Here is a 14,927-nt window from a genome sequence, read left to right as displayed (position 1 = left end):
GCGGTTCATACGAGAATCGAACTCGTATCTCCCGAGAGACAGTCGGGAAGGTTAACCATTAACCACAATGAACCATTTGTACTCCACCTTGGATTCGAACCAAGACTTAACACGGCTTAAACGTGATGCCTCTGCCAGTTGGGCTAGTGGAGCTTTTCGTACATCTACTAAGATTCGAACTTAGACTAAGAGATTAGAAAGCTCTAGTGCTATCCATTACTCTATAGATGTATTTTGCGGAGAATAAAGGAATCGAACCTTCACCATTATTACATGGACTTAATTAGCAGTTAAGCGTAACAAACCAATATTTACCTATTCTCCAATTTTGTGGAAGTGATAGGATTCGAACCTACACGCTTATTCAAGACCGGATTTACAATCTGGCGAGCCAACCAATTGCTCAACACTTCCTATTGTCAATGAACTTTGAAACAAGGATGAGATTCGAACTCATAAAAAACGGAGTTGCAGTCCGCTGCCTTAACCTTTCAGCCACCTTGTTATGTTGCGCAAGAAGTGGTCCCGAAATTTCGGGAGAACCCACACGAATCGTTAACTCCGAACGGTTTTAACTCGAATAATTCTAGTTTCTTATGGACTCCTTGAATTCGTAAACTCATTTCAAAACCGTGGCCACCGCCAATTGGCTTGCTCTTCCTTAATTCTATTTCATAAAAAAAGCATCTCTTTTTAAGGAGACGCTTTTAATTTTATTTGTATAAACTTATTATTAGTTTATATCATCGTAATATATCTCCTTTAATAAAATGAATAGTCTATCTCCACATAACTGAAGACCAAATCCCGGATCACTATATCGGAACTGATTTGTTATACTATGTTTTGAATATTGTTTCATTTTATATTGTTTTTATAAGTGTCTTTTTTTATTTCGTTTTGACGTTGCAAATATGGAATGTATTTTTCAATTACACAAGAAAAAATTTATTTTATTTACCTGATTATCAATTATTTATATTAAATAAAGACAATAGATTTCCTGTCCGTTTTTCAACGGATTCTAAACATTTTTACAAAGGCCTGTCTCTCAATTGTTTTCAGTTTTTATCGCTTTATGTTATTTCTACTAGTTGAGCATTTTCTTTCTTAAATTTTTTTCATAAAAAAAGCGTCCAATTCAATTGGACGCTTTCATTTGTATATATTTCTTTTCTAAATTTTATAAATCATACTTAAATATTGAATACACAGCATCCTTTTCGCCAAATTCTCGGGCGAAAATCATAAGAACAAAGTCCTAATTGTTTGCTATGTATTGCTGTTATATTCATTTTCAGTTACAAAACTAAGTTTTTTTTTCGATTTGAATAGTCATTTCACCTTTTGATAGTATCTATAAAGTATTCAAATCCTTTTCTGTAACAAAAATCAAACTTAAATACGCATTCTTTTTGCATATATGAATTAAAATGTGAACTAAGATCAATTATGTACTTTTAATAGTTAAACATTTTTTAGTATCTTACTGATATCCAAAACAAAAAGAAATCAGAGTATTTTTAGCGCTTCAGATTGCATTTCTTTTACATTAACCCACATTGAAATATGACAAAAAGAATACGTTTTATATTACTCTTCTTCGGAATATTCATTTTAGTAAATCAAAATTCTTTTGCTCAGCAAGAACTAACCTCTTCTGAGAAATTTCATAAAACCTCTGGAGATGTTTTGGTTGGATTACTTCCTGCCTTGTCATTAACCTCAACTTTTATATGGAAAGATGGTCAAAAAGGAACTTGGCAGTTTTCAAAGTCGTTAGTAAGTACAATTGCTATAACTTGGGGATTGAAACTATTGATAGATAAAGAACGTCCTAACGGAGAAAGTTTAAATAGCTTTCCATCAGGACATACATCAGTTTCTTTTGCTAGTGCTGCTTTTATTCAAAAAAGATATGGCTGGAAATATGGTGTTCCTGCATATGTACTTGCAGGATATGTTGGATTCTCTAGAATTGAAGCCAACAAACATGATGAGTGGGATGTCTTAGCCGGAGCAATTATTGGAACAGGAATGAGTTACTTGTTCACAAAACCTTTTGACAAAGAAAATAATATTAATATTTCTTCTGGTTTTATGGATGACACACCTACATTGAAAGTTACTTATACTTTTTAAATATTAGCAAGTCTATCATTTTTCAAAGTCCAATTAAGAATTTTGGCAATATTTTTCGCATCGTCTACACCTCGATGGTGCGTTCCTTCAAGATTTATATTAAGAACTTGTAATGCTCCTTTCATTCCTACTTTTCTAGGTAAACCTTTTACTTCTGAAAAATATTCTTTTACATTGATATGCTCGTGCGAAAGCGGATATTCAACATTTCTAATTTTACATTGATTTTTAATCATTTTTAAATCATAGAAACCGTAACTCGCCCAAACATATTCTTTAGGATTGTATTCTTTTCTAATTATATCACAAGCTTCTTTAAATGAAACTCCGTTTTTATCTAATTGTTCTTGTGTTATGGTAGTAAGCTGTGTACAAAACGAACTTACTTCCGATCGTTCAGGTTGTACTAAAATTCCCTTATTCTTGGAAATTTCTCCTGTTTTGGTATCTAAAATACAGATGCCAAATTCTATAATTTCGCTTACCTGTCCGGATGGAATTTTTCCATCCCAACAAGTAGCTTCTATATCTATTACTATAATTTTATTCTTATTCATTTCTATTTATTTACCGTGAATATGTCCTTCAACTGTTTCACCATATTACCGTTTCCAGAAACTGTAATTTCTCCAATTTTATCAGCAATTTTCTCAACATACTCCATTTCTTTTAACTTGAACAACATTTCATTGTCTTCCATTAATTTAGCTGTATTTAACAAGCTTCTTGTTGAAGCAGTTTCTTCTCTTCTGGTAATAATATTAGCTTGTGCTCTTTTTTGTGCAACTAATACTTGATTCATGATTTCTTTCATGTCTCCAGTTAAAATCACATCTCTAATTCCGCAGTTAATTATTTTAACACCTAATTGACCAGCTTCTTTAGAAACTTGATCAAAAACAGCAGTTGCAATGTTTTCCTTTTTCTCTAATAACTCGTCTAAACTATAAGTACCAACATAAGTTCTTAATGCTAATTGCATCAATATGTACAATTGCTTTTCGAAGTCTTTATTTTCTAAAAGTGCTTTTTCAATATTTGTAACTTTATACTGAGTAAAAAAGTTAATTCTAATATTTGCTTTGTCTTTTGTCAATAACTCTTGACCTGCAATTTCCATTTGTAACTGTCTTGTATCAGCCTTTGCAATTTTAATAGTAGTATCGTTTCTCCAGAATCTGTAAGTTCCACCTGTTAAGGTTTTTGTATACACATCATTTACTAACAATACTGCTTTTTCATAAGCTGCTACTTCAAATACTCTGATATATTTTGACAATTCGTAATTTCTAAATAATGATTTCTCAATATTTTCTGTGATGTTAATTTTACTTAAATCAACTCTTTTGAAATTTCTATCAACCAAACCTTTCCAATACACATATCGTCCAGCTTGTAATGTAGTTTTGAAGTTATTGTTTTCATAAACCAATACTAACTCATTATCATCAACTTCAACAAGTTCTAACATATTAGCTAAAACCTCATCTTTTAATAAAATTTCTAACGCTACTGACGTTCTAAATTCTTGAGTTAAATCGTACATAACTACATTTTGGTTTAAAAACAACCAATGCTTTCCTTGTGTAATTACTTTTTGATAGTCTCCGCCTTTGAAAACCAATCCTACTTTTCCTGCATTAATTCTTACTCTTTTCATTTTTCTAGTTTTATTTTTTGTTTGGTTTTAGTGAATACTAAAACATTCTTATTTCAATTTTTATAAAAAGCGATATGCCTAAATGCTTTTCAAAGCACGGAAATAAACAATCTAAAAAAAGGTGATAATTTGTTTTTAAAAATGGATTGAAATCTAAATTGACATCAACTGATTTATAAAAAGTTATTACTTTCTAATTTTAGTATTGAAAATCTCAAGGTTATTATCAAAGTGTTCATTTAAGAACTCATTCAGAACATACCAACTTTCTTTCCTTACATCAGTTTTACAAGGTGATGAGCTTTGGATCGGAGTCGAACCGATTCGCCGTTAAGCTTACCTCAATTACCAGATTATCAGTCTAGCGCGTCTACCATTTCGCCATCCCGAATTTTCGAGAGTGGGATTCGAACCCACACAATTAAAAAATCTATCGTTCTAACCAACTGAACTACATAAACAATGTTTATGACGGGATTCGAACCCGTGACCTATAGAGTGATGATTATTTTTTGGTTAATAATCGAAACCTTCAAATCAAGTTGCATATACAAAAGCGAATACAAATTTTGCACGATTGTATACAATGGTGCTATACAGAAACACGCAACAAGACTCGTTTGATATTTTAAATATTTTAATGAACTTTTTTGTTCCTCTTATCAGATTCGAACTGATACTCCTTAAAAATAAGGCTGACTGGCTCTAAATGCGCTTCCCTACTCTTAAACTTTTAATTTCGGTGCTTCTGCAAATTCTATTCATTAGTATGCAAGTTACTAACAACATCATCCAATCACTCCGTGGCTACGAAACAAAGGTCTTTTACCACAGCTCTTCCTTTTGAGCTAAAGAGGATTTTAATTTGCCTCATCATAATCCATTTGTTATGATGAGGCTTTTTCTTTTTCTACTTTCGCTTTTTCAAGCCTTTTTCTTCTTCTTTTTCATAATTACACTGCAAATATGTAATGCTATTGCGCATTCTTTTTGCGTAGTGAAGATTATTTTTTCTTTTTCTTTTCTTTTTTACCTTTTTCTTTCTTTTTCTCTTTAGGCATTTTCCCTTTTATACGTTCCTTTTCCTGATCAATTGTATATAAATAGTCATTATTATAAGTAACTCGCTTCGCTTCTTTTAAAGCTTTCAATGCTTTTTTATATGCTCTGCATTTTTCTAAATACTGCGATTTCTTTACGTATAAAACTCCTTTGTCTGCGCCTTTAATTGTTAATGCAAAATCTATTAATCTCTCCGCTTCTTGATTGTCGTCATTCCAAAGCAATACATTAATGTAATGTGGATATACGTGAAAAGCATTTATATTTTCTGTGATTGCTTCTGCATAATACTCCTTAGCTTTTTCAAAATCATGTAAACGTTCTGCATAAATTCTTCCCATTAAACATAAAGCCATAACATTTTTTTCATCGTATGCCAAGGCATAGGTTAACGCTTCTATTGCTTCTTCTAGCTCATATGGATATGCATCCAATGCCTTAAAAATGTAATTATTCGTTAGTGTTTTCATTTTAGTTTAATTCTTTTCGCAAATCACTTTTTAATTGACCGCGTTTTGATTTATAATTTTTCTTTTTCTTCTGAATTTTAAAATCTGTACCAGTAAATATTTGAACTGGATTACCTCTTTCTAAATTCAAATGATTTTCCCATTCGTCTTGAATATTCTTTTGTAATTGCTGAATATTATAGTTTGCCAACTGTTCTTTTAATCGATTAATCGCTAACTTTTTATTTTGATGTTGCGATCTACTTTCTGAAACTAGCACTTGTACTCCTGTTGGAATGTGTTTTGCTCGAACTGCAGAACTCACTTTATTTACATGTTGACCACCAGGTCCAGAACTACGAATTGCCTGAAACTCTATATCTCTCTCAAAAACTTCTAAAGTCTTCAACTCTTTTAATTCAAAACAACCGATAAACCAATTTTTACGTTTATGGTATTTTCTAAAAGTTGATTTTCCAATCCACTGAATTGTTCCTAACCAATCTTTTAAAAAGAGTGTTAGGTTTTGACCTTTAAGTTGTAATGAAACAGACTGAACTGTTCCATTCTCAACTCCTTTTTCTTGATGCAGAATAGTGTATGATATTCCCGCATTGGAACTATTTTTAATGAACGTTTTTAAAACTTTTGCAACTACCCAAGTACATTCTGCCGGACCACGCCCTGCTGTAAACTGAATTGTTTTTGTTTCCATGTTTTAAACTATCCTTCTAAAGGATTTTTAGACAACAATGGATTACCAACTGGATTTTTATGTTCCGATAATAATTGTAATGCTCCTTTTACCGCCCAACATTTATCACTTGAATGAATGTTTGAATAGAAACTCAATAAGGTTTGTGGATCAACCACATTCCATCCATTCACTTCTATAGTCTTAAGCGATTTTGATTCAAAAAAATCGATAGTGATTCTTACTTCTCTTCCAATATCTAACCATTCTACTTTTTCGTATCGTCTAAAGTTTTCATCACTTTGTAGTTTATCGTATCTCGTCCAAACTTTTTGAAATCCTTCTTCCAATAAAATCTGCATTACAATTCCTACATTCTTCGGATTCACAAAAATGTCTATGTCTTTATGATCATGAGCATGTTTATATTCTTTATGATTCATTTCTGACATAAAATGCCATGCCCATCCTCCAGAAACGATAATCCATTGCTTTAATTTTTCTAATATTTTTAAGCCTAATTCTATACGGTAATCAGGCCATAATTCTCCGTATCTTTTTGTGTTATGATTTGCTCCCATAGTTTTTTGTTTTTGTCATTATATCCTGAAACTTCGGGAGAAATGAAGCAATCTGTTAATCTATATGCGTAAGATTACTTCTTCTCTTCACTCCGTTACATTCATCGTAATGACGATTTATATTTTATAAATAGTTCTCGACTGCGCTCGAACTGACATTGTTCACAGTTTACTGATAACTGTTCACTGAGACTACTTATCCATTCTCACGATTTTCGGTGTAAATGTTCCAACGACATCAACTAATTCTTGCTGGTTTCCCATCACTTTTTTAATGTTTTTATACGCCATTGGTGCTTCATCAATTCCTCCACCGATTAAACTAACATCATTCATTTTTAATTGATGTTTAATATCACTTTTTGTAAATTTCTCTTTACACTTTCTTCGAGAATGTTTCCTTCCTGCTCCGTGAGATGCTGATTGTAAACTATCTGAATTACCTTTACCACGAACAATGTAGCCTGGTGCTGTCATAGATCCAGGAATAATTCCTAAAACTCCTTTTCCTGCTGGTGTTGCTCCTTTTCTATGAACAATTCTTTCTATTCCATCTACTTGTTCTTTCCAAGCAAAATTGTGATGGTTTTCGATCATAGTCAATGGTTTTACACCTAATAACTTGGTAATTCGTTTATGAATATTATCATGACATGCTTTTGCATAATCTCCCGCTAAATTCATAGCCAACCAATACTCTTGTCCGTCGTGCGTATTTAAATCTAACCACGCTAAATGCTGCACATTTTTTGGTAACGGACATTGTTTAGTTGCTAAATAGGTATAATGTTTTGCTATGTTAGCTCCTAATCCTCTTGATCCGCTATGTGTTAGCAATCCTACATATTCACCAACTGGAACATTGAATTCATTATTCTCATCTACAATGTTTACAATTCCAAACTCTACAAAGTGATTTCCACCTCCAGAAGTTCCTAATTGGTTATAGGCTTTTGTTTTTAATCTCTTAACCAAAGGAATGTCTTGAAACTCTTTTCGTTCAAAAATTTCATGATCTTGTTTTTTATCATGCGTTTCATACATTCCAAACTTGGTGTGATCTTTTAAAATATTTTCCATTTGATGCTGCTTCCCTTTTAAATATGAAGCTTTCATTGGAAAAATACTTAATGCCATTCTACAACCAATGTCTAATCCTACGCCGTAAGGAATTACAGCATTCTCTGTAGCTAAAACACCTCCTATGGGCAAACCGTAACCCGAATGTGCATCTGGCATTAATGCGCCTTGCACTGCTATTGGTAATTTTAATGCATCGTACAATTGATATTTCGCTTGATCGTCAATTTCGTTTTCCCCATAAATTGAAAATGGTGCTCTTGTATTACGTAATTGATGCATTCTCACTTCTACTGGTTTTGTTAAACCTTCTGCAACTTTCCCCCAAATCGCATTTCCTTGATATTTTTCTGGATGAAGCAAAACGTCTTTTGCTTCTTCTAAAATGCGATCTTTCTTTTCCTTTTTTCTATATCGGTTAATTTGCCCTAAGGCGATGTTTATGCTATTATTCTTTGGAAATCCTAAATTGATTAGGTCTTTTCCTTTTAATTTTTTTCCCATTATTTCTAATCTTTTCTGTTGAAGAGAAGATGAATATTAATTTCATCATCTTCTCCTTTATCTGCTGAACAGTATTACCTTAAAAATGAAATACAAAATCCAAAAGATTACTCTAGCTAGTTCGCTCATATCATAGTTATCAGAACTTGGAACATGTACTATTCTATTATTACCTTCTCCTGCAACGTTTGCCTGTACTTGATAGGTTTCATATGAAACAGCTTTTGGCTTTTTAATCTTTGCATTTGTCATCCATAAGTCAATTAGTTCTACAGATTTCTTATCTGGCTCTTCATTGTACTTTGCTTGAGCTTGCAAGATTTCTCTTTCAGGTAATCCTACTTCAATGGTTACCATACGTTTCATTGGTTCTCCTTCAACTTGACGTTGTAATGAAAAGATTGTACATGCTTTATCTTTACAATCGTCGTCATATTCAGCAACACAGTGATGCATTTCATTTCCTTCTTCGTAGAGATCAACTGAGTTCAATAATTCAACTGTTTTATAAACTACTTTTTTACCTTCCTCAACTTCTTCTACATACAAAGGTTTTATTCCTGATGGTTTCCAAGTTAATACCTCACCTATTTCAGCTTTGTATACATTTCTATGCCAATCTCTGCTTTGATTTACTAGTGCATTTAGCGTTCTACTTTTCATTGAAAATGACTGATCTTCTCGATATTTATATGTCAAATAATCGATTATTTGATCTACTTCATTTTTAACTAATCCTTTTTGTTTTGCAAAAAACTGAACCACTGTTACCCAAAATTCCTCTTCACTTTCTCTGATTATTGAAAGTCTTGAAAAACCTATTGTTTTGGCTGTTTCTACTGAAGCTCCAAATCCGAGTGCTTGCGCATATCGTAACGCTTGGTTTGCTTCAAAAAAAGCTGGAGCATTTCTAAACTCGTGTGCCATTTTACTTGTTAATTGTACTGGCATTTGTGATAACTCTTTAATGCTTTTTCCTCTACCAATTTGTATATACCAAAGCATATATTTTTTATCACTTCTAAAGAATGAACTCTCCAAAAAAGCAGGTGTTTCATAAATTGCAAAACAGTGTTGTATTAATGACTTTAACTGTTCCTCCTTTTCAACACCTTCTCGCTTCCAGTCTTCTATGTTTCTCACTATTTTATTTCCGAAAGAACTCATTTTATGCACTACCTCCACACTGTAATAATCTCTTAGTATTGCATAACATTTTTGATTATATAAATGAATTAATAGTCTTTTAAAAGTCTCTCTTTTCCAGGTATAGCGCTTCTTACTAGTTTTTCCAAAAAACTCAAGAAGCATGGTCTCAATAGTTCTTTTGTAACGTGTTGGTTTATTCTTTTCTCGATCAATTTTTTCAACAAGTTGAATAAACCTACTTTGACGGTTCTCTACATTTTGTGTTTTCCAATTCGTTTTCATTTTTAAAGTTCTTTACTAGATTATTGTCTACGTAAAGCCACTTAATTTCTAAGCCAATACATGTTGATTTTTTGCATTAGCGATTAATTTTGGCAAATACTTCTTCATTCAGAAAACTCACGATAATTAATTATTTGAGAGTTTTCCACAGATCAATTCTTCCTAAAAAGGGTGCTGTCGAATCTTTTGAGTTTCGAAAATTTGCTTAAACTACTTTTGGAAAAGGCATAAAAAAATCCGAAACTTTAATTTGGCTTCGGACTATTCATATAATTAGATTGGTATTCTATTTATTACTGAAGTCACGAAGCGAGTATACTAAAGAACCTAGTTCTGTTGTAATACTTTGTTTTACTGTTTTAATAAACATATGTACTTCGTTTTAAAATTGTTTTGTTGCATAATTGCGATGCAAAGATGTGAGGCTTTTTTGAATTATACAAATCTTTTCTGAATTTATTTTATTGAATATCAATTAGTTACACTAATATTGAGACATAAGATTCCTGTCCGAATTTCTTCAGATAACTAATCTACTGATGCAGAACTATGTAGTACTTCACAGGATGTTTTCAATAGCTTGAAAATTTTTCATAAAAAAAGCGTCCAAATTTTACAACTTGGACGCTTTTAAGTGATTTTATACTACAATAACCTATTTGTAACACCATAGAAATCGCTTTTGGGCGTCCATTATGTAATCAAATTGCATTGTCATAGGTTATATATTTTATTGTTTTATTACTTATTTGGAGGCAAATATGCCATTTTTATTTGATTAAAGTCCTTAGATTGATTTTAAATTATGTTCTGACTCTCCATCAGTTACTACTTATTTTACTCTACACTAAAACATTCTTGAAGCATTTGATATAGTTTTGGATGCTTTCTTTTTAATAACATTGGTCGCTCGAAAAAATACTCACAAGCCACTGCAAAAAATTCTTCTTTAGAAGTTCCTCCATAATTTCGAATATCAGAATCATCATTGTTAATCGCCTCCATTTTATCGTGAACAACGTCTAACCATTGTAATAAATTCTCATTATCTATCAATGCTTTCGGAATTCCATCTATGTTACCGTCAAGCTTATCTAACAAATGAACAAACTCGTGAATTCCTGTATTTCCTTTATCTGTTTTATTTAGAAAACCATGATGTAAGGCTCGTCGAGATAAAATCATTTTGTTCTCGAACATTCCGTTTCCTACTAAACCACCAATAATTTTGTTTTCAGACTTAGCAGCAAACTCCAGGTTCTCGTTAAAATAATCTGGATAAATAATAACGGTTTTCAAATTTGGGTACATCCAATTATTAAAACCAAAAACTGGAATAATTGCACTTGCAGCAACTAAAAGAACATCTAAATCTTCCAATTCAAAATCTACCGCCACAATTTCAACACTGTTTAAAAAAGATTGAATTCTCTTTTTGAAATGCAATCGATCTTCTTCGTTTAGCTTTTGATAAAACAGCACGTTTTCCTCTAGAATTGTGTACCAATGTTCTTGGATTTCTATTCTATTCTCGGCTACTATTTTTTTATTCTCCTTCTTCTGAGAACTATAAATTATGAGTAATACTATAACGGTAATGATAATGTAGATCATTATACTCTTTCTTTATTGGTAAAATTAAGGAAATTAAACATTTTCTGAGTTTAGAAAAGGCTCAACAAAACCAATGAAATCTAGATTACTCATTTTCCAACGAACACCATGGCCAGAAGCTACTCTAATTTCATAAACAAGTTCATGCTGAAAATGATAATAAATATTCCACCACGTTTTATCTTCAAAGACAAATTTCAATATTTCTCGAACTTTTTCCTCTTTCTGTTTTGGATTCCCTTTTACTTTTCCCCAAAAGTTGTTCTCAAGCCTTTCTGAATGCTTTTCAAAAGCTCTAACTACTTTACTAATTTGACTATTATACAATTGAAAACTAGCGACAAATAAATCATTATCTAATGGAGGAATTGCTTCCTCATTTCTCACACTAGCTGAAGTGAGGCGTTGACCTAATACAATCAAAAAATCTTCCATCTTTGTTTCTTGAATTCTCAGAGCAATCTCTAATTTTTCTTCATTTAATAAGAACAAAAACTCTTTAAATGATTCACTTCGATCAACCTTAATTTCTTCATCAAAAAAAGGCAGATTGAATTTATTCAAAAACAACTCGTTCTCTTCATACGAGCTTAGATTATTTGCAAACTCTACAAGATGTTCATTTTTGAAACGAACTAAATAATGATTTGAATTTCTTTGAAGAATTTCCTCTTTAACAAACAATAACTTTTGATATAGTTTTTCCTTTTTCATTTTAATTAAGAATAAAGCACATACTCATAATTAGCAGGAATTAATTCCTTAATTAAATTAAACCAACTCTCTACTCTATCTAAAATCCAAGCATCAGAAGTTACAGCGACTAATTTACTTTCGGCAATTATTTTATCAGGATTATTTTCAAGGATAACTTCCCAATTATATCCATATTTTTCAGCCATTGAAATTAATTTAGATTTCATTCTTCCACTATTAGAAACAGGTTGATCGAACACCCAAATTACCTTTTTCACCTTATTTACTTTAAAAAAATCACCGATTAATCGAAGAGCTTCTTCTGTTTGATTGACACTTTTATAAGTTCCATGTAAAGAAGATAAATCTCTAAATGCGCCATCTTTGCCTTTAAATACATACGCGTAAGAAAGCATACTTTCCATCAATATAATTTGATTAAAACCATCAATAATTACCTCCTTTTCTGATAAAGTATGCTTTTCTAATTCTTTTGAACTTCTACTTTTTACTGCAGATTCAGCCGCAGACATTCCTTTTATAGCTTGTTGTTGACGCTTGTTCAACTTATATCGATTGCCTACCAACTCACATGATGAAGATTCACCATAACCGCGTTCTAACAAAAAAGACATGTCTGAAACTGCCTCTTTAATTTTGCGTTTCATGAAATCTTTTCCAAACAAATAATCGTCTCTTCCTTCTTTTCCTCTGTTTTTAGCCATTTTGATTGTAGAATTTTAATTATATCTCGTTTTCACTAAACCTCGTAATTTTCTAAGATTGTATAAACAATTGATAATTTCGACGCCAAATATGTGTCTTCTGTAGCAAAAAACAAATTCTGAATTTTACTTTTTATTGATGACGTAGAAAACCAATAATAAAGTTTATCCGTTTTTTCATCATTTATAAATTGATTACTATTCCAAATGAAATCAACAATAAACAAGATACTTTGATTAGAGGCATACTTTTCCCAGATTGTTAATGCTTTATTCAGACCTACATATTTTGAAATGATCTCTAACATAGAACTTAACTGTGTAAATGAAGTTTTTTCGTCACTTAGAAAATGAGTCCAAAGACTTAAAAAATAAAATTCGATTGTTTCAATCTCTATCAGATCCCAAGTTTCCCATTCACTATAATTAAGTTTCTCAAATATGATAAAATCGTTGATAAATTCACTTTCTTCATTCTGCATTAATTCAAATATTCTCGGCAGAAAATGCTTATAATCCTTAACATCACCAAATGTTGAAATCGCAGAGAACATAAAATGTTGTAAATCCTTTTCTTCCAATTTTCTTAAAGGTTTTGACAACAATTCTTTAATCTCTTCATTTGAAACACAACAATCGCAACTTCTTTCTCTTATATTTCCTTCAACATAATATTTACCAAAAACATTATACAATTTTTCAGTTGCTTCTCTCAGTTTCATAATTTCTCTTTTTCATTAATTCAATAAACTTTTCTATGTAAGCTTGTAATACTTTAGAGTCTTGTTTCTCTCTGCCTAAATAATTTTTCAAATCTGGATAATAATCAAGAATACTTTCTTTCGTGTACAGCTCAACTGACTCTAATAATGCTAATGTAATCCCCAATTGAAAAGCTATTGATTTATAGACTTCAGTTACAGATCCGTTTTTACCAAAATCTTCTACTCTATTAAGTTGAATACTATCTAAAAACATAATTTTATCACCTGTATTCCCTCTCAAAGCAGTTTTAGCTTCAACTCTATATAAAGTTCTTGTAAAGTAAGAAACTAATGATCTTAAGCATCTTTCAATTCTTGCATCCAAATTTCTTTCTACCTTTCTACAAATTCTTCTTTCGAACTTTTGTGCATGTAAATGATATGTTTCAAATAAAGCATTATTCAATTCATCTTCGGCACCTTTAAAAGAACTTTCAATTATTCCGTTTTGCACCACTGCTAAATTTGCATTTACTTTCTTACCTGAGTTAAATTCTGATTTTTCGATATATACTTTTATCGTCTCATGATTTTCTTGAATAGTACCTAAGTCATCAACAAAAAAGCATACATCTAAATCAATAGAGCTTTCTGATCCAAAAATTTGATACGGAATTTCCATAATAGTCTTCTTTTAAAAATCTCCATAGAAAACCTGTAAACAAGGTAGTTGTAGCTTCTTTCTCCATAAATCAACAACTTGATTTCTATCATCTAGAATAAACTCTACGAAATATTTGTTTTCAATTTCATTTCGAAACAGTTCTTCTTTAATTATTGAATCCTTTCTTTTGTCCTTAGGATTACGCATCCAAAGAGCGTCGTACTTAACGTCATATTTCGTTAACCAATTCTCCGTTTCGGGTTTGTATTGACCATCTCTACCCGAAAGTAATAGAATTTTGTATCCTAACTTCTGATAATTCTTAACCAAATTCACAATAGGTTCGTTCGGTAAATCTTGTTCACATTTACTCCCGTCAAATGGACTTCTATTGGTAATTAAAGATAATGTTCCATCTAAGTCACAAATAATAGCTTTTGGTAAACTTTCATCTTGCTTTATATAAACGTTCTTCAATTTTTCTTTGGTTTTCAGTTGTTTATCCATTTTTAAAATTACCTCTATTCCTACAGATTTCTCTCTAGCCGCATCTCTTTTGATTGCCTCTTCAACATCAATTTCCATTAGCTTAACCTCAACCTTTACATGATGACCTGTTTCACTAGTATATTCTTTAGCAATGTCATTGATTCTATTAAAGTTTTTATCAGAGATATTTGTATCATCAACAATAACATGTTTTCCATCTAAAAGCGCTTCTTTAATCAAGAAATCTCTTGTTCTTAGAATAAACTTTTCATTTCCCTTACTGAAATGATTTGCATCCAACATAGTTCGTAAACTATCTCTATTAATTCGTTTGTACATTCCTGGATTTTCAGAAACTAATTTCTTTGCAAATGTTGATTTTCCAGAAGCCGGAATTCCTTTTAATATGATTATTCTTTTCATTTTCTAATT

14 protein-coding genes and 7 tRNA genes are annotated in these 14,927 nt (G+C 31.4%); 1 reads left to right on the top strand and 20 read right to left on the bottom strand.

What is annotated here, in order from left to right; translation table 11 throughout:
- Window position 1: 1 nt before the first annotated feature.
- The 6 genes from ABNT61_RS14015 to ABNT61_RS13990 form a co-directional block, all read right to left on the bottom strand.
- Window positions 2-74, bottom strand: a tRNA-Asp gene (locus ABNT61_RS14015).
- Window positions 75-79: 5 nt separating this feature from the next.
- A tRNA-Leu gene (locus ABNT61_RS14010) sits at window positions 80-153 on the bottom strand.
- A gap of 6 nt (window positions 154-159) precedes the next feature.
- Window positions 160-231, bottom strand: a tRNA-Arg gene (locus ABNT61_RS14005).
- A gap of 6 nt (window positions 232-237) precedes the next feature.
- Window positions 238-324, bottom strand: a tRNA-Ser gene (locus ABNT61_RS14000).
- Window positions 325-331: 7 nt separating this feature from the next.
- A tRNA-Tyr gene (locus ABNT61_RS13995) sits at window positions 332-414 on the bottom strand.
- Between the two features lie 18 nt (window positions 415-432).
- A tRNA-Cys gene (locus tag ABNT61_RS13990) sits at window positions 433-505 on the bottom strand.
- 1,064 nt (window positions 506-1,569) lie between these two features.
- On the opposite strand from ABNT61_RS13990, the gene ABNT61_RS13985 reads away from it, so the two are divergent.
- Window positions 1,570-2,142 carry a phosphatase PAP2 family protein gene (locus tag ABNT61_RS13985; RefSeq protein WP_348723047.1) on the top strand — a complete coding sequence of 191 codons (573 nt, stop codon included), beginning with the start codon at window positions 1,570-1,572 and terminating at the stop codon, window positions 2,140-2,142.
- On the opposite strand, the gene ABNT61_RS13980 is transcribed toward ABNT61_RS13985, so the two are convergent.
- From ABNT61_RS13980 to ABNT61_RS13915, 14 genes are all read right to left on the bottom strand, one after another.
- Entirely contained in the window at window positions 2,139-2,699 is a 561-nt protein-coding gene (locus ABNT61_RS13980) for a 3'-5' exonuclease (protein WP_348743672.1), read from the bottom strand. The two genes, ABNT61_RS13985 and ABNT61_RS13980, sit on opposite strands and share 4 nt — an antisense overlap.
- Before the next feature lie 2 nt (window positions 2,700-2,701).
- The gene (locus ABNT61_RS13975) at window positions 2,702-3,802 is read right to left on the bottom strand and encodes a slipin family protein (RefSeq protein ID WP_348743671.1); all 1,101 of its coding nucleotides are present in this window, start codon (window positions 3,800-3,802) and stop codon (window positions 2,702-2,704) included.
- 302 nt (window positions 3,803-4,104) lie between these two features.
- Window positions 4,105-4,185: transfer RNA gene (locus tag ABNT61_RS13970), tRNA-Ile, on the bottom strand.
- A gap of 621 nt (window positions 4,186-4,806) precedes the next feature.
- A complete protein-coding gene (locus ABNT61_RS13965) occupies window positions 4,807-5,334 on the bottom strand; it encodes a hypothetical protein (protein ID WP_348743670.1) in 528 nt (175 codons plus the stop codon).
- Between the two features lies 1 nt (window position 5,335).
- A complete protein-coding gene (gene prfH / locus ABNT61_RS13960) occupies window positions 5,336-6,028 on the bottom strand; it encodes a peptide chain release factor H (protein ID WP_348723053.1) in 693 nt (230 codons plus the stop codon).
- 8 nt (window positions 6,029-6,036) lie between these two features.
- Window positions 6,037-6,588 (bottom strand): hypothetical protein, encoded by a 552-nt coding sequence (locus ABNT61_RS13955; protein ID WP_348743669.1) that lies wholly within the window; start codon window positions 6,586-6,588, stop codon window positions 6,037-6,039.
- Between the two features lie 192 nt (window positions 6,589-6,780).
- Window positions 6,781-8,172 (bottom strand): RtcB family protein, encoded by a 1,392-nt coding sequence (locus ABNT61_RS13950; RefSeq protein ID WP_348743668.1) that lies wholly within the window; start codon window positions 8,170-8,172, stop codon window positions 6,781-6,783.
- 57 nt (window positions 8,173-8,229) lie between these two features.
- Window positions 8,230-9,603 carry a PcfJ domain-containing protein gene (locus ABNT61_RS13945; protein WP_348743667.1) on the bottom strand — a complete coding sequence of 458 codons (1,374 nt, stop codon included), beginning with the start codon at window positions 9,601-9,603 and terminating at the stop codon, window positions 8,230-8,232.
- Between the two features lie 837 nt (window positions 9,604-10,440).
- On the bottom strand, window positions 10,441-11,217 hold the full coding sequence (locus ABNT61_RS13940; RefSeq protein ID WP_348743666.1) for a M90 family metallopeptidase: 777 nt from the start codon (window positions 11,215-11,217) through the stop codon (window positions 10,441-10,443).
- Between the two features lie 33 nt (window positions 11,218-11,250).
- A complete protein-coding gene (locus ABNT61_RS13935; protein WP_348743665.1) occupies window positions 11,251-11,931 on the bottom strand; it encodes a hypothetical protein in 681 nt (226 codons plus the stop codon).
- 5 nt (window positions 11,932-11,936) lie between these two features.
- Window positions 11,937-12,638, bottom strand: coding sequence for a DUF434 domain-containing protein (locus tag ABNT61_RS13930; RefSeq protein ID WP_348743664.1), 702 nt, complete (start codon window positions 12,636-12,638; stop codon window positions 11,937-11,939).
- A gap of 35 nt (window positions 12,639-12,673) precedes the next feature.
- Window positions 12,674-13,360, bottom strand: a complete 687-nt coding sequence (locus ABNT61_RS13925; RefSeq protein WP_348743663.1) for a hypothetical protein — start codon at window positions 13,358-13,360, stop codon at window positions 12,674-12,676.
- On the bottom strand, window positions 13,338-14,024 hold the full coding sequence (locus ABNT61_RS13920) for a hypothetical protein (protein WP_348743662.1): 687 nt from the start codon (window positions 14,022-14,024) through the stop codon (window positions 13,338-13,340). Before ABNT61_RS13920 ends, ABNT61_RS13925 begins: the two co-directional genes overlap by 23 nt.
- 12 nt (window positions 14,025-14,036) lie before the next feature.
- The gene (locus ABNT61_RS13915) at window positions 14,037-14,918 is read right to left on the bottom strand and encodes an AAA family ATPase (RefSeq protein WP_348743661.1); all 882 of its coding nucleotides are present in this window, start codon (window positions 14,916-14,918) and stop codon (window positions 14,037-14,039) included.
- Window positions 14,919-14,927: the final 9 nt, after the last annotated feature.

It is taken from the genome of Tenacibaculum sp. 190524A05c, assembly GCF_964036595.1.
GTDB lineage: Bacteria > Bacteroidota > Bacteroidia > Flavobacteriales > Flavobacteriaceae > Polaribacter > Polaribacter platacis.
This window is presented reverse-complemented; position numbering and strand designations above follow the sequence as displayed.

Excerpts from the sequence above, each read along its gene's own strand:
- ABNT61_RS13940 (WP_348743666.1), bottom strand. The coding sequence starts at position 11,217 with ATGATCTACATTATCATTACCGTTATAGTATTACTCATAATTTATAGT.
- ABNT61_RS13985 (WP_348723047.1), top strand. The coding sequence starts at position 1,570 with ATGACAAAAAGAATACGTTTTATATTACTCTTCTTCGGAATATTCATT.
- ABNT61_RS13915 (WP_348743661.1), bottom strand. The coding sequence starts at position 14,918 with ATGAAAAGAATAATCATATTAAAAGGAATTCCGGCTTCTGGAAAATCA.
- ABNT61_RS13920 (WP_348743662.1), bottom strand. The coding sequence starts at position 14,024 with ATGGAAATTCCGTATCAAATTTTTGGATCAGAAAGCTCTATTGATTTA.
- ABNT61_RS13945 (WP_348743667.1), bottom strand. The coding sequence starts at position 9,603 with ATGAAAACGAATTGGAAAACACAAAATGTAGAGAACCGTCAAAGTAGG.
- ABNT61_RS13965 (WP_348743670.1), bottom strand. The coding sequence starts at position 5,334 with ATGAAAACACTAACGAATAATTACATTTTTAAGGCATTGGATGCATAT.
- ABNT61_RS13975 (WP_348743671.1), bottom strand. The coding sequence starts at position 3,802 with ATGAAAAGAGTAAGAATTAATGCAGGAAAAGTAGGATTGGTTTTCAAA.
- ABNT61_RS13935 (WP_348743665.1), bottom strand. The coding sequence starts at position 11,931 with ATGAAAAAGGAAAAACTATATCAAAAGTTATTGTTTGTTAAAGAGGAA.
- ABNT61_RS13950 (WP_348743668.1), bottom strand. The coding sequence starts at position 8,172 with ATGGGAAAAAAATTAAAAGGAAAAGACCTAATCAATTTAGGATTTCCA.
- prfH (WP_348723053.1), bottom strand. The coding sequence starts at position 6,028 with ATGGAAACAAAAACAATTCAGTTTACAGCAGGGCGTGGTCCGGCAGAA.
- ABNT61_RS13955 (WP_348743669.1), bottom strand. The coding sequence starts at position 6,588 with ATGGGAGCAAATCATAACACAAAAAGATACGGAGAATTATGGCCTGAT.
- ABNT61_RS13925 (WP_348743663.1), bottom strand. The coding sequence starts at position 13,360 with ATGAAACTGAGAGAAGCAACTGAAAAATTGTATAATGTTTTTGGTAAA.
- ABNT61_RS13980 (WP_348743672.1), bottom strand. The coding sequence starts at position 2,699 with ATGAATAAGAATAAAATTATAGTAATAGATATAGAAGCTACTTGTTGG.
- ABNT61_RS13930 (WP_348743664.1), bottom strand. The coding sequence starts at position 12,638 with ATGGCTAAAAACAGAGGAAAAGAAGGAAGAGACGATTATTTGTTTGGA.